Below are 13,606 nucleotides of genomic sequence, written 5' to 3'. Positions count from 1 at the left end.
CATCCGGTTGACGAGATGAGGGAGACGGCGATGAGCGCAGCCGACACGAGCGCGGACCGCAGCCTCGGACAGCTGGTGGCCACGGCCACCGCCGAGATGTCCGCACTGGTGCACGACGAGATCGCGCTGGCCAAGGCGGAGCTGCGGCAGGACGCCAAGCGGGCCGGCATCGGCAGCGCCGCGTTCATGGTGGCGGGTTCGCTGGCGCTGTTCGCGCTGCCGGTGCTCAGCTTCGCGGCGGCGTACGGCATCCACAACCTCGGCCTGGGGCTCGCCTGGTCCTTCCTGATCGTGGGCGGCGCCTTCCTGGTCCTCGCCGGTCTGCTGGCCCTCATCGCCATGGCCAAGATCAAGAAGATCAAGAAGCCGGAGAAGTCGATCAACTCCGCCCGGGAGACCGCGGCCGTGCTGCAGAACGCCAAGCCGCACCCGCGCGTGGAGACCAAGGACCATCCGGTCCTGGAGTCTGTGACACGCTCGTCGGTATGACAGCCCCTGACAGCACCGCCTCGGTCGTCCGCCTGGACGTCCCCGGCGACCGAGAGGTGTCGCACCGCGACGTCGCGGCGAACGGTGCGCGCTTCCACATCGCCGAGATGGGCGACGGCCCGCTGGTGCTCCTGCTGCACGGCTTCCCGCAGTTCTGGTGGACCTGGCGGCATCAGCTCCCGGCGCTCGCCGACGCGGGCTTCCGCGCGGTCGCGATGGACCTGCGCGGCGTCGGCGGCAGCGACCGCACCCCGCGCGGTTACGACCCGGCGAACCTCGCGCTGGACGTCACCGGCGTCATACGGTCCCTGGGCGAACCGGACGCCGCGCTCGTCGGGCACGACCTCGGCGGCTATCTCGCCTGGACCGCGGCGGTGATGCGGCCCAAGCTGGTGCGCCGGCTCGCGGTGGCCTCGATGCCGCACCCGCGGCGCTGGCGGGCGGCGATGCTCGCCGACGTCCGGCAGAGCGCCCGGAGTTCGCACATCTGGAGCTTCCAGCGGCCCTGGCTGCCGGAGCGGCGGCTGACCGCGGACGACGCGGCGCTGGTCGGCCGGATGATCCGGGACTGGTCCGGCCCCCAACTGCCGGACGACGAGGCGGTCGAGGTCTACCGGCGGGCGATGAGCATCCCGTCCACCGCGCACTGCTCGATCGAGCCGTACCGCTGGATGGTGCGGTCGTTGGCGCGCCCCGACGGCATCCAGTTCAACCGCCGGATGAAGCTCCCGGTCCGGGTCCCGACCCTGCATCTGCACGGGTCGCTGGACCCGGTGATGCGCACCCGCAGCGCGGCCGGTTCCGGGGAGTACGTCGAAGCCCCCTACCGCTGGCGGCTGTTCGACGGACTCGGGCACTTCCCGCACGAGGAGGACCCGGTGGCGTTCTCCACCGAGCTGATCAACTGGCTGAAGGACCTGGAACCGGACCGCTGACGGGGCGGGCGCGTACCGCTCGGCGGGGCGCGTACACCCGGCGCTCGAACGCGCGTATGGCGAACGGCGACTTGCCCGGCGCATAGGCCAATTGGCCGTCCCCGAGGCGGTTACGGACCTTGGGCCACGGGCAGAGTCGAGGGTATGGGCTGGACGCACGACTACCGTGACGTGGCACGCAACCGCCGCAGCAGTGCCGCTGCCGTGGGCACTCAGGACAGGGGCACTCCGGACCTCAGGTCCGGCGCGTCCCCCGACCCGGCGCATCCGATGGGCATTCCGCGCATCCTGCGCCGCCGGGCGCGCTGGATGAGCGCGCGCCTGCGCCATCCCCGCACCTGACCGCACCGCCGCGCCGGCGGCGTCCGAACGATGCAGGGTGGCCCGTCGCCGCGCCTGAGGCTCCTCGCGGTGTGTACGCCCTGCCGGTGCCGTTGCGCACCGCCGAGGCCCTGCGAGGGCGCCCCTGGCCGCTCAGGCCCTCTGAGGGCGCCCTGGCCGCCTCAGATCGCGCAGCCCTGGCTGTCGACCTGCCGCTCGGCCGTACGCCCCTTGAGAGCGTCCTGGTGGACCTCGTCGGCGGTCAGTGCGTAGCCGGTGCGCGAGTCGTCCAGCGACTTCGCGAAGACGACGCCGTAGACCTCGCCGTTCGGGGTGAGCAGCGGGCCGCCTGAGTTGCCCTGCCGGACCGTGGCGTAGAGCGAGTAGACGTCGCGGCCGACCGTGCCGCGGTGGTAGATGTCCGGGCCGGTCGCCTGGATGCGGCTGCGGATGCGGGCCGCGCGGACGTCGTAGCCGCCGTTCTCCGGGAAACCGGCCACGATGGCGCTCCTGCCGCTGCTCGCGTCCGTCTTGGCGAAGTGCAGCGCCGGGGCGTCCAGGGAGGGCACGTCCAGGACGGCGATGTCGCGCCGCCAGTCGTAGAGCACGACCTTGGCGTCGTACGTCCGGCCCTCGCCGCCCACCTGGACGGTCGGCTCGCTCACCCCGCCGACCACGTGGGCGTTGGTCATCACCCGGTGCCGGCCGAACACGAAACCGCTGCCTTCGAGGACCTTTCCGCAGCTCGGGGCGGTGCCGACGACCTTGACGATGCTGCGCCTGGCGTGCGCGGCCACCGGGCTGGTGGCCAGCTGGGGGTCGGGCGCCGGCACGTTGTGGATCGGTTCGTTGGAGAACGGCGTGAAGACCTGCGGGAAGCCGTTCTGCGCGAGCACCGACGAGAAGTCCGCGAACCAGGTGCCGGCCTGCTGCGGCATCACCCGGGACACCCCGAGCAGCACCTTGGAGTTGCGGACCTCCTTGCCGAGCGTGGGCAGGGACGTCCCGGCCAGCGCGGAGCCGATCAGCCAGGCCACCAGCAGCATCGCGACGACGTTGACCAGCGCACCGCCGGTCGCGTCCAGCGCCCTCGCCGGTGACCAGGTGATGTGGCGGCGGAGTTTGTTGCCCAGGTGGGTGGTGAGCGCCTGGCCCACGGACGCGCACACGATCACGATGGCGACCGCCGCGATGGCCGCGAAGGTACCGGGCGTGGCGTCGCCGGTGACCTCGTTCCAGATCAAGGGCAGCACATAGACCGCGATCAGGCCGCCTCCGAGGAAGCCGATCACGGACAGGATGCCGACGACAAAACCTTGCCGGTAGCCGACGATCGCGAACCACACGGCCGCGACCAGCAGCAGAATGTCCAGGACGTTCACGCCGGACACCGTCTCACGAGCGCCAGTCGAGCGGGACCTGCTTGTCACGGTCCCACGGAATCTCCCACCCCGCGTAGTACAGGATCCGGTCGATCACCCCGGCCGTAAAGCCCCAGACCAGGGCGTTCTCGACGAGGAAGGCCGGACCGACGTGACCACTGGGGTGGCGCGTTGTCACACGATGGTCGGGATCCGTGAGATCGGCCACGGGGACCGTGAACACCCGGGCGGTCTCCGCCTCGTCCACCGGGCCGACCGGGCTCGGCCGCCGCCACCAGCCCAGGACCGGGGTCACCACGAAGCCGCTGACGGGGATGTACAGCCGCGGCAGCACGCCGAAGACCTGCACGCCGGACGGGTCCAGACCGGTCTCCTCCTGGGCCTCACGCAGCGCCGCCCGCACCGGACCAGCGCCCTCCGGATCGCCGTCCTCCGGGTCGAGGGCGCCACCTGGGAAGGAGGGCTGGCCCGCATGGGAGCGCAGGGTGCCGGCCCGCTCCATCAGGAGCAGCTCGGGGCCACGCGGACCGTGGCCGAAGAGGATCAGCACCGCGGACTGCCGGCCGCCGTCCTCGGGCGGCAGGAAGCGGCTGAGCTGGTGGGGCTCGACCGTGGCGGCCGCGCGGGCCACCGGTTCCAGCCACTCGGGCAGGCCATCGGCCGAGACCGTGATCTCCCCGCCGGTCGCCGCGCCGGGTGCCGCCGCCGCGCCGACGCCCGTCTCCTCGCCGTACTGCTGCTCCCGTGCACTCCTCATACGCGCCCCCTCAGGCCTGGCGTGGTTCATCGGTCCCCCGAGGGGGCGTCATGGCTGCCGTCACGAAGCGGCGGCCGGGGGCGCCAGCGGAGGCGCCGGCTGCCCCGGGTAGTCCGGCGGCGGCTTCAGGCGCTGGCCCGGCTGGCCGCCCAACTCGTACTTCAGCAGCTTCCTGGCCTTCTCCGGGTCCGTCTCGCCCTCGCCGTACGAGGGGCACAGCGGGGCGATGGCGCAGGCGCCGCAGGCGGGCTTGCGGGAGTGGCACACCCGGCGGCCGTGGAAGACGACGCGGTGCGAGAGCATCGTCCACTCGCTCTCGGGGAAGATCGCCGCGACGTCCGCCTCGACCTTCTCCGCGTCCTGTTCGGTGGTCCAGCCGAAGCGGCGGGCAAGACGGCCGAAGTGGGTGTCGACGGTGATCCCGGGGACACCGAAGGCGTTGCCGAGCACCACATTGGCGGTCTTGCGGCCGACTCCGGGGAGCGTGACCAGATCTTCCAGGCGGCCCGGCACCTCGCCGCCGAAGCGGTCGCGCAGGGCGGCGGACAGGCCGAGCAGCGCCTTGCTCTTGGCCCGGAAGAAGCCGGTCGGGCGGATCAGCTCCTCGAGCTCCTCCGGGGGCATGGCGGCCATGTCCTCGGGCGTCGGGCAGACCGCGAACAGCCGCGGCGTGGTCTGGTTGACCCTCAGGTCGGTGGTCTGGGCCGACAGGACCGTGGCGACCAGCAGCTCGAAGGGGTTGCTGAAGTCCAGCTCGGGGTGCGCGTACGGATACAGCTCGGCGAGCCCGTCGTTGATCTCGTGAGCCCGGCGCACCATGGCCGCACGCGACTCGGCCTTGCGCGCGGGGGCCTTCTTGGCGGGTGCGGCCTTCTTGGCGGCGGTCTTCTTGGCGGCGGTCTTCTTGGCGGCGGCCTTCTTGGCGGTGGCCTTCTTCGTGGCCGCCTTCTTCGCGGGCGCGGTCTTCGCGGTCGCCTTCGTGGCCGTCGCCTTCTTCGTGACGGCCTTCTTCGCGGCCACCGGCTTCTCGGGGGTTTCGTTCACGGCGGCCTTCTTCCCTGCCGAGGTGGTACGTACCGAGGCCGGTCCCGCCTCGTTCGTGTCCTGCGTCGCGGACCGCGACGCGCCAGACTTCCGGACGGTCGGGTTCCGGGTGGACCTCACCCCGGAGAGCGATTTGTTACTTTTATCCGGATCGGAAGCTCCGCCGGACGCCTGTTCGCCCACAGCGGAATCATGTCCCGCGCTCACTCGTCCGGCCCCCAGTCCTCTGCTCTCACCGGCGTATTGGACACTCGGCCAGACTAAGGCCAGCCACTGACATCCGGGTCGATCCCCGTGATCCCTGACTCCAATCGGCCCCCTGCCTTATGGCTCGGGCCACCGGTCCGGCAAACTTGTGATTGATCGCACTGTTTTGCATTCCGGCATGATGGGGACCACAGTCCCCCGGAGCATGTCGACAAGGAGAGATCTCGTGGACGACGTTCTGCGGCGCGCACCGCTCTTCGCGGCGCTCGATGACGAGCAGGCGGCCGAGCTGCGCGCCTCTATGGGAGAGGTCACGCTCGCCCGCGGCGACGCCCTGTTCCACGAAGGGGACCCCGGCGACCGCCTGTACGTGGTCACCGAGGGCAAGGTGAAGCTGCACCGCACCTCCCCCGACGGCCGGGAGAACATGCTCGCCGTCCTCGGTCCCGGCGAGCTGATCGGTGAGCTCTCGCTGTTCGACCCGGGCCCGCGCACGGCCACCGCCTCCGCCCTCACCGAGGTCAAGCTCCTCGGCCTGGGCCACGGCGACCTCCAGCCCTGGCTGAACGCCCGGCCCGAGGTGGCCACGGCCCTGCTGCGTGCGGTCGCCCGCCGACTGCGCAAGACCAACGACCAGATGTCCGACCTGGTCTTCTCGGACGTGCCGGGCCGCGTGGCGCGCGCCCTGCTCGACCTGTCGCGCCGCTTCGGCGTGCAGTCCGAGGAAGGCATCCATGTCGTGCACGACCTGACCCAGGAGGAGCTGGCCCAGCTGGTGGGCGCCTCCCGTGAGACGGTCAACAAGGCCCTGGCGGACTTCGCGGGCCGCGGCTGGCTGCGCCTGGAGGCGCGCGCCGTGATCCTGCTGGACGTCGAGCGGCTCGCCAAGCGCTCGCGCTGACACACCGGCAACTACGGCGAAGGGCCCTGCTCCGGCGGGGCCCTTCGCCGTGGGGGCGGGTCCTTCGCCGTAATGGCCCGCGCCCTTCGCCGTGGTGGCCCGGGCCCCTCGCCGTAGTGGCCAGGGCCCGCGCCCCGCGAAATACGGTCGCCCCCGCCGTACGCCCTCGCCATAGTGGCGCCATGACGCCCGACGGGACCGCTGACAGGACGCACCACGGCACGGGCGGCAGCGCAGGCACGGGCGGCAGCGCAGGCACAGGCACCGGCAGAGGCCTGGACCGCGACGGCTGGTTCGTACGGGAGGGCTCGCTGGAGCGAGTGCCCGCGGAGTTCGCGCCCGTGGTGGCGGGCCTGCGCTCCCGTATTGCCGACCACTTCGGCGACCGCCTGCACAGCAGCTACCTCTTCGGCAGCATCCCCCGTGGCACCGCCCTCCCCGGCGTCTCCGATCTGGACGCCCTGCTCGCCCTACGGAACGGGCCGACCGAGGACGACCACGCCGCCGCCCGTGCCGTCGAGGAGGCGCTGGACACCGCGTTCCCGGAGATCGACGGCGCGGGGCTGCTGCTGTTCGCCGCCGAGCGGCTGCTGAGCGACCTGGAGCGGTACGACCTGGGCTGGTTCGTGGCCTGTCTGTGCACCCCGCTCGACGGTCCGGACCTCGCCGGCCGGCTGCCCCGTTACCGCCCCACCTCGCTCCTCGCCCGTGAGACCAACGGGGACCTTTTCCGCGACCTCCCCGGTTTGCGCACGAAGGCCGCGGCGGCCCCTACGGAGGCCGCGCGCACCCGGCTCACCCGGGGCGTGACGCGTCGGCTCGTACGCACCGGGTTCACGCTGGTCATGCCCCGCTGGGGCGGCTGGACCAGCGATCTGGCCGAGTCCGCGGAGGTCTTCGGCCGCTACTACCCGGCGCACGCCGGCCAGATGCGCGCCGCGGCCCGCGCCGCCCGTGCCCCGGCCGCGTACCCTCACCTGCTGGACGAGTTGCTGTCCGGCCTGGCCCCCTGGCTGGCCGAGGAATACCTCGCCGTCCACGGGGCGAAGGCTCCCCGCCCGTAGGGGCCCGCGAAGGCTCCCCGCCCGTACGGGCCCCGCGCAGCAAGCGTCTTCCCGGGACGCCCGGCCCACGAAGGGGTCACTCCTCGATCAGCCCGTGCTCCCCCAGGTACTCCAGCTGCGCCCGCACCGACAGTTCGGCGGCCGGCCACAGGGAGCGGTCGACGTCGGCGTACACACTGGCGACGACCTCGGCCGCGGTCCGGTGGCCGGCCTCGACCGCGGTCTCCACCTGGGCGAGCCGGTTCGCACGGTGCGCCAGATAGAACTCCACCGCGCCCTGGGCATCGTTGAGCACCGGCCCGTGGCCCGGCAGGACCGTGGACACCCCGTCGTCCACGGTGAGGGAGCGCAGTCGGCGCAGCGAGTCGAGGTAGTCGCCCAGCCGCCCGTCGGGGTGCGCCACCATGGTGGTGCCGCGTCCCAGGATCGTGTCACCGGTCAGGACGGCGCGGTCGGCCGGGAGATGGAAGGAGAGCGAATCGGCGGTGTGCCCCGGGGTGGGCACCACCCGCAGTTCGAGGCCGCCCGTGGTGATGACGTCCCCCGCGGCGAGCCCTTCGCCACCGAGGCGCAGCGCCGGGTCCAGCGCCCTGACGGACGACCGGGTCAGCTCGGCGAACCGGGCGGCGCCGTCGGCGTGGTCCGGATGACCGTGGGTCAGCAACGTCAGCGCGATGCGCCGGCCGGCCCGTTCGGCGGTGGCGATGACGGCCTGGAGGTGGCTCTCGTCGAGCGGCCCGGGATCGATGACGACGGCCAGGTCGGAGTCCGGCTCGGCGATTATCCAGGTGTTGGTGCCGTCCAGGGTCATCGCCGACGGGTTGGGCGCCAGCACGCAGTGCGCCCGCGTGGTGGCGGGCCCGGAGATCACTCCGCCCCGGGGCCGGCCCGGGAGAGCGGCTGCTTCGGTCATGTGAGGGTCCCTCCCGAGGTGCCGGTGCCTCCGGGCGTGCCGGTGGCTCCTGGGGCGCCGGTGGCTCGCTGGGCTCCTGAGGGGCCGTCGGAACCGCCCCCCGCCTCTGTGGCCCCGTGCGCCACGGAACCGTCCCCGGCGGACGCGCCCTCGGCGGCACCGTCCCCAGCACCGCCCTCCGGCGCGATGTGCTTGGTGAACTCGTCGTGGCCCGGCCAGCTCAGTACGATCTCGCCGCCCACCAGGCGCGCCCGCGCCAATACGGGCGTCAGGTCCTGCGCCTGGGCGCCCGCCAGCGCGTCCGCGACGGTGGCGTACGGCTCCAGCGCGCGCAGCGTGGCGATCGTCGGCGGCATCATCAGCAGCTCGCCGCGGTCGTACCCGGCGGCCGCCTCCCCCGGCCGGATCCACAACGCGAGGTCCGCCTCCCCGGCCGCGACGGCATTCCCCCCGGGGCTCACCGGCAGTCCCTGGGGAAGCGTGCGCTGTCCCTCGGGCAGCGCGGCGACGAAGAACCATGTGTCGTAGCGCCGGGGCTCGAACTCCGGGGTGATCCAGCGCGCCCAGGCGGCCAGCAGGTCGGAGCGCAGGACCAGGCCACGGCGGCTCAGGAAGTCGGCGAAGGACAGCTCGTGGGCCACCAGGGCGGCCCGGTCGGCCTCCCAGTCCTCGCCCGTGGTGTCCGCGACGACCGTGTCCGCCGAGTCCCCGGCGAGCAGCACACCCGCCTCCTCGAACGTCTCCCGTACGGCGGCGCAGACGATGGCCTGCGCGGTGGCCGGACCGACGCCCATACGGACCGCCCACTCGGCGCGCGACGGGCCGGCCCAGGCGACCGGGCGTTCGTCACGGGGATCGACCGCACCACCCGGATAGGCGTACGCGCCCCCGGCGAAGGCCATGGAGGTGCGTCTGCGCAGCATGTGGACGGTAGGGCCGCCGGTCCCGGTGTCGCGCAGCAGCAGGACGGTCGCGGCCTTGCGGGGCTCGGCAGGGGTGAGCTCACCGTTCGCGAGCGCCCGGATGCGGCCCGGCCACTCCGGTGGGTACCACTGGCCATTCGTCGTGGACGACATGGCCGGATGCTATGCGCTCACGCGCGGATGTTCGAGGGGTCCCTTTCCGCCGGGCCGCGGCCGGCGACCGCTCCGGCCGGCGGGAGCGCGCTCCTCCGAGGCGCGCGCACCCCGCGGCCGCCGGGAAGGCCGCCACCGGCCCGTACGGACCGCACGGACCGCACGAGGCCCGTCCCGGCGGCCGGAAGCGGCAACGCCTACGCCTCGTCGGCGACCTCGACCTGGATCTCGACCTCGACCGGCGCGTCGAGCGGCAGCACGGCCACACCCACCGCGGAGCGGGCGTGCACGCCCTTGTCGCCGAGGATCTCGCCGAGCAGCTCGCTGGCGCCGTTGAGGACGCCCGGCTGGCCGGTGAAGTCCGGCGCGGAGGCCACGAAACCGACGACCTTCACCACGCGCCGGATCTTGTCCAGGTCGCCGATGACGGACTTCACGGCGGCCAGCGCGTTGAGCGCACAGGTCGCGGCGAGCTCCTGGGCCCGCTCCGGGCTGACCTCGGCGCCCACCTTGCCGGTCACCGGCAGCGCGCCGCCCACCATGGGCAGCTGGCCGGAGCTGAAGACGTACGAGCCGGAGCGCACCGCGGGCTGGTAGACCGCCAGCGGCGGCACGACGTCCGGCAGCTTCAGTCCGAGCGCCGCGATCTTGTCCTCCGCCGCGCTCACGCCTTGTACTCCGGCTTCTGCCTCTTCATGTAGGCCACCAACTGCTCGGGGTTGTTCGGGCCCGGCACGACCTGGACCAGCTCCCAGCCGTCCTCGCCCCAGGTGTCCAGAATCTGCTTCGTCGCGTGCACCAGCAGCGGCACGGTCGAGTATTCCCACTTGGTCATGGGCCGAGCGTAATGCCTGTCCAGGGCGGCGGCGGACGCCGGCCGGCGCGGGCCGCCCGACCCGCGCCGGCCGGTCCCCTAAGGGACAACCCTGACCCGTCTACGGGTCCGGCACGGGCGGATCTCCGGGTCTTCCCAGGCGTATCCCGTGCGTAGCCGCGACGCGGACTGGTTAGGCTCCTTTGCGTGAGCAGGCTCCATGTCGTCAGCGGCAAGGGCGGCACCGGCAAGACCACGGTCGCCGCTGCCCTCGCCCTCGCCCTGGCCACCGAGGGGCGCCGTACCCTCCTGGTCGAGGTCGAGGGCCGGCAGGGCATTGCCCAGCTGTTCGAGACCGAAGCGCTTCCCTACGAGGAGCGGAAGATCGCGGTGGGCCCCGCATCAGAGGGTGCATCGCGCAGCGATTCCGTTCGGGGTGGTGGCGGGAGACGGGCGGGCGAGGTCCACGCCCTGGCCATCGATGCCGAACGCGCCCTTCTGGACTACCTCCAGATGTTCTACAAGCTCGGCAGCGCCGGCCGGGCCCTGAAGAAGCTCGGCGCGATCGACTTCGCCACGACCATCGCCCCCGGCCTGCGGGACGTCCTGCTGACCGGCAAGGCGTGCGAGGCGGTCCGCCGCAAGGACAAGCAGGGCAGGTTCGTCTACGACGCGGTGGTGATGGACGCCCCGCCGACCGGCCGCATCACCCGCTTCCTGAACGTCAACGACGAGGTGGCCGGCCTCGCGAAGATCGGCCCGATCCACAATCAGGCGCAGGCCGTGATGCGGGTCCTGAAGTCACCGGAGACCGCGGTCCATCTGGTGACGCTCCTGGAGGAGATGCCCGTCCAGGAGACCGCGGACGGCGTCGCCGAGCTGCGCGCCGCCGGCCTCCCGGTAGGCGGCATCGTCATCAACATGACCCGTCCCGCGCTGCTGGACAACGGCGATCTCGACCTCCTCGCGGCCCGCGGGGCGCGGGCCGGCGTCGCCAAGGCGCTCTCGCAGGCCGGGCTGGGCGGGGCCCGCCGCGGCGGGCTGGCCGACCGGCTCATCGACCCCCTGCTGGAGCAGGCCCGCGAGCACGCCGAGCGGGTCGAGCTGGAGCGCGCCGAGCACGGCGAGCTGACCGCGATCGGCCTGCCCACCTACGAGTTGGAGCTGCTCCCCGAGGGAGTGGACCTCGCCGGGCTGTACCAACTGGCCAGAGACCTGCGGAAACAGGGGCCCATATGACCTCGGACGACACGACGCTGGACGACTCGGCCCCGCGGCTGGAGGTCGACGCCCTGCTCGACGACCCGCGCACCCGCATCGTCGTGTGCTGCGGTTCCGGCGGCGTCGGCAAGACCACCACCGCCGCCGCACTGGGCGTGCGCGCCGCCGAGCGCGGCCGCAAGGTCGTGGTGCTGACCATCGACCCGGCCCGGCGGCTGGCGCAGTCGATGGGCATCTCCGAGCTCGACAACGTCCCGCGCCGGGTCAAGGGCGTGGACGAGGCCGCCGGCGGCGAACTGCACGCGATGATGCTGGACATGAAGCGCACCTTCGACGAGATCGTCGAGGGCCATGCGGACGCCGACCGGGCCCGCGCGATCCTGGAGAACCCCTTCTACCAGTCCCTGTCGGCCGGCTTCGCGGGCACGCAGGAGTACATGGCCATGGAGAAGCTGGGCCAGCTCCGCGCGAGCAACGAGTGGGACCTGATCGTCGTCGACACGCCCCCGAGCCGCTCCGCGCTGGACTTCCTGGACGCGCCCAAACGCCTCGGCTCCTTCCTGGACGGCAAGTTCATCCGGGTCCTGATGGCGCCCGCGAAGGTAGGCGGCCGGGCCGGCATGAAGTTCCTGAATGTCGGCATGTCGATGATGACCGGCACGCTCAGCAAGCTCATGGGCGGTCAACTCCTGCGCGACGTCCAGACGTTCGTGGCGGCCATGGACACCATGTTCGGCGGTTTCCGCACCCGCGCCGACGCCACGTACCGCCTGCTGCAGGCCCCCGGCACGGCGTTCCTCGTGGTCGCCGCGCCGGAACGGGACGCGCTGCGCGAGGCGGCGTACTTCGTCGAGCGGCTGGCCGCCGAGCAGATGCCGCTGGCCGGCCTGGTCCTCAACCGCGTGCACGGCAGTGGCGCCGCCCAACTCAGCGCCGAGCGTGCGCTGGCCGCCGCGGAGACCCTGGGCGAGGGCCTCGCGGAGGACGACGGCGCCGAGGGCGTCCACACCGAAAATAATCTTGAACCAACCGGCATTGTGGATCTCGACGGCGGGAAGGATGCCTCCGGTACCGCTGGCGGCCTCTCCCCCGCTGCCGCGGCGGACCCGGCAGCACCCACCTCGGCCTCGGCGGCTCAACTGGCCGCCGGGCTCCTCCGCCTGCACGCGGAACGCATGCAGGTCCTCGCGCGCGAACGGCGCACCCGGGACCGCTTCACCGCACTCCATCCCGAGGTCCCGGTGACGGAGGTCGCCGCGCTGCCCGGCGACGTCCACGACCTCGCGGGCCTGCGCGCCATCGGCGACCGCCTGGCGCTGAACGGCGCCACGACGGACCGCGACACCGACGACTGAACCGACGACTCACACCGCCACCCGAACCGGACGCTGAACCACCGACCGAACCGGACGCCGAACCACCGCCCGAACTGTCGCCTGCACCACCGTCGACAGGCACACCGGGCACACCCGGCACCGCACTCCGCCGGTCCTGTTCCGCCCGCCGGTCCTGTTCCGCCGGCCGGTGCGTCCCGGCCGTCCGGCTATCCGACCGCGGCGTACTCGTCGAAGGTCTCGTCCTCACAGTCCATCGGCAGAATGCCGGTGCTGCGCTCGTATTCCGTGCGCGCCGTCTCCAAGAGGCGACGCCATGACGTCACGGTCGGGCGGCGACGCAGCAGCGCCCTCCGCTCCCGCTCGGTCATTCCGCCCCACACGCCGAATTCCACCCGATTGTCCAGGGCGTCGGCCAGGCATTCCGTACGCACCGGACATCCGGTGCACACCGCCTTGGCGCGATTCTGCGCCGCACCCTGAACGAACAGTTCGTCCGGATCGGTAGTGCGGCAGGCTGCCTGTGCATTCCAGTCGGTTACCCAGCTCATGCTGGCGCCGTCCTCTCCCGAATCGAGGCTCCCCCACGGCGGCAAACGGCATATTCACCGTTGCCAGTTGAGGACGTTACGGAAGGCGGACAGGGCGCAACACCCCCTTCGGGCCCAATCTTGAATGGCCCGAACGGACTATGCGTACGCGGCAGATCACCCAACGGAGTGACCGTGCGGCATACGTCACATTGCGTACAAGGCGGGGCAGTTCGCCGCCCTGACACGGGGTTTCTTTCGGCACACGCGGACACGTGGGGGCTCGGTCCGCGAGAGGTGGGGGTTGACGAACTGAGGCGTAACCATTCGGCTGTGGCAACTGAGTACAGGCTAAGCGAACAGGTGCACCCCTGTCCGGCGAATGGGAACCTCGGCCCCTCACGTGCGCCGCGACCGGCCCGTACGGCTCTCGACGGATCACATCCGGCCGAGCACGGAGATCAGTTCCGGCCGGATACGAAGATCGCCTCGCGACTGGCCCGGAGGTCGGCCCGGCCGGGGACGGAGAACACGTGCGGCTCGCCGCCGAGGTCACGACCGCACCGCTGCGAAGTCACCATCCGGTGCGCGAGCGGCCCCGCACCCCCCGCTCCGTCC

General features: G+C 72.3%; 15 protein-coding genes. 7 read left to right on the top strand and 8 right to left on the bottom strand.

The genetic code is table 11. From position 1 onward, the window contains the following. Positions 1–30 precede the first annotated feature (30 nt). The 3 genes from IG62_RS0113435 to IG62_RS48600 all read left to right on the top strand — a co-directional run bounded on the left by IG62_RS0113435 (position 31) and on the right by IG62_RS48600 (position 1,766). Positions 31–489 (top strand): phage holin family protein, encoded by a 459-nt coding sequence (locus IG62_RS0113435; RefSeq protein WP_030801446.1) that lies wholly within the window; start codon positions 31–33, stop codon positions 487–489. Further along, the gene (locus IG62_RS0113430; RefSeq protein WP_030801443.1) at positions 486–1,424 is read left to right on the top strand and encodes an alpha/beta fold hydrolase; all 939 of its coding nucleotides are present in this window, start codon (positions 486–488) and stop codon (positions 1,422–1,424) included. The genes IG62_RS0113435 and IG62_RS0113430 overlap by 4 nt, the downstream gene beginning before the upstream one ends. A 144-nt stretch (positions 1,425–1,568) precedes the next feature. Then, positions 1,569–1,766 carry a hypothetical protein gene (locus tag IG62_RS48600; RefSeq protein ID WP_078866024.1) on the top strand — a complete coding sequence of 66 codons (198 nt, stop codon included), beginning with the start codon at positions 1,569–1,571 and terminating at the stop codon, positions 1,764–1,766. Between the two features lie 161 nt (positions 1,767–1,927). Here IG62_RS48600 and IG62_RS0113425 read toward each other — a convergent pair whose 3' ends face one another. Genes IG62_RS0113425 through nth form a run of 3 tightly spaced genes read right to left on the bottom strand, consistent with a single transcriptional unit; the run spans position 1,928 to position 5,111 of the window. Next, positions 1,928–3,127 carry a MarP family serine protease gene (locus tag IG62_RS0113425; protein WP_030801441.1) on the bottom strand — a complete coding sequence of 400 codons (1,200 nt, stop codon included), beginning with the start codon at positions 3,125–3,127 and terminating at the stop codon, positions 1,928–1,930. A 13-nt stretch (positions 3,128–3,140) separates the two neighbouring features. Continuing rightward, positions 3,141–3,884 (bottom strand): NUDIX hydrolase, encoded by a 744-nt coding sequence (locus IG62_RS0113420; RefSeq protein WP_030801437.1) that lies wholly within the window; start codon positions 3,882–3,884, stop codon positions 3,141–3,143. 60 nt (positions 3,885–3,944) lie between these two features. Next, on the bottom strand, positions 3,945–5,111 hold the full coding sequence (gene nth, locus IG62_RS0113415; protein WP_420711065.1) for an endonuclease III: 1,167 nt from the start codon (positions 5,109–5,111) through the stop codon (positions 3,945–3,947). Between the two features lie 250 nt (positions 5,112–5,361). Here nth and IG62_RS0113410 point away from each other — a divergent pair, with 250 nt between their 5' ends. Beyond that, positions 5,362–6,036, top strand: coding sequence for a Crp/Fnr family transcriptional regulator (locus IG62_RS0113410; protein ID WP_006604164.1), 675 nt, complete (start codon positions 5,362–5,364; stop codon positions 6,034–6,036). A 182-nt stretch (positions 6,037–6,218) separates the two neighbouring features. Beyond that, entirely contained in the window at positions 6,219–7,100 is an 882-nt protein-coding gene (locus IG62_RS0113405) for a nucleotidyltransferase domain-containing protein (RefSeq protein ID WP_078871984.1), read from the top strand. Positions 7,101–7,176: 76 nt separating this feature from the next. On the opposite strand, the gene IG62_RS0113400 is transcribed toward IG62_RS0113405, so the two are convergent. The 4 genes from IG62_RS0113400 to IG62_RS46270 form a co-directional block, all read right to left on the bottom strand. Next, positions 7,177–8,013, bottom strand: coding sequence for an MBL fold metallo-hydrolase (locus tag IG62_RS0113400; RefSeq protein ID WP_030801429.1), 837 nt, complete (start codon positions 8,011–8,013; stop codon positions 7,177–7,179). After that, positions 8,010–9,089 carry an NUDIX hydrolase gene (locus tag IG62_RS0113395; RefSeq protein ID WP_234326470.1) on the bottom strand — a complete coding sequence of 360 codons (1,080 nt, stop codon included), beginning with the start codon at positions 9,087–9,089 and terminating at the stop codon, positions 8,010–8,012. The genes IG62_RS0113400 and IG62_RS0113395 overlap by 4 nt, the downstream gene beginning before the upstream one ends. A gap of 197 nt (positions 9,090–9,286) precedes the next feature. After that, on the bottom strand, positions 9,287–9,757 hold the full coding sequence (locus IG62_RS0113390) for a RidA family protein (protein ID WP_030801424.1): 471 nt from the start codon (positions 9,755–9,757) through the stop codon (positions 9,287–9,289). Then, positions 9,754–9,924, bottom strand: a complete 171-nt coding sequence (locus IG62_RS46270) for a DUF4177 domain-containing protein (RefSeq protein ID WP_107052969.1) — start codon at positions 9,922–9,924, stop codon at positions 9,754–9,756. Before IG62_RS46270 ends, IG62_RS0113390 begins: the two co-directional genes overlap by 4 nt. A gap of 186 nt (positions 9,925–10,110) precedes the next feature. Here IG62_RS46270 and IG62_RS0113380 point away from each other — a divergent pair, with 186 nt between their 5' ends. Both IG62_RS0113380 and IG62_RS0113375 read left to right on the top strand, forming a co-directional pair. Continuing rightward, entirely contained in the window at positions 10,111–11,142 is a 1,032-nt protein-coding gene (locus IG62_RS0113380; RefSeq protein ID WP_030801422.1) for an ArsA-related P-loop ATPase, read from the top strand. Further along, entirely contained in the window at positions 11,139–12,479 is a 1,341-nt protein-coding gene (locus IG62_RS0113375) for an ArsA family ATPase (RefSeq protein ID WP_030801419.1), read from the top strand. Before IG62_RS0113380 ends, IG62_RS0113375 begins: the two co-directional genes overlap by 4 nt. Before the next feature lie 188 nt (positions 12,480–12,667). On the opposite strand, the gene IG62_RS0113370 is transcribed toward IG62_RS0113375, so the two are convergent. After that, on the bottom strand, positions 12,668–13,009 hold the full coding sequence (locus IG62_RS0113370) for a WhiB family transcriptional regulator (protein WP_030801417.1): 342 nt from the start codon (positions 13,007–13,009) through the stop codon (positions 12,668–12,670). Positions 13,010–13,606 lie beyond the last annotated feature (597 nt).

The sequence above is a fragment of the Streptomyces sp. NRRL S-337 genome, assembly GCF_000720175.1.
Classification (GTDB): Bacteria; Actinomycetota; Actinomycetes; order Streptomycetales; family Streptomycetaceae; genus Streptomyces; species Streptomyces siderophoricus.
Note: the sequence above shows the minus strand (reverse complement) of the source record. Positions and strands in the feature narration are given on the sequence as shown.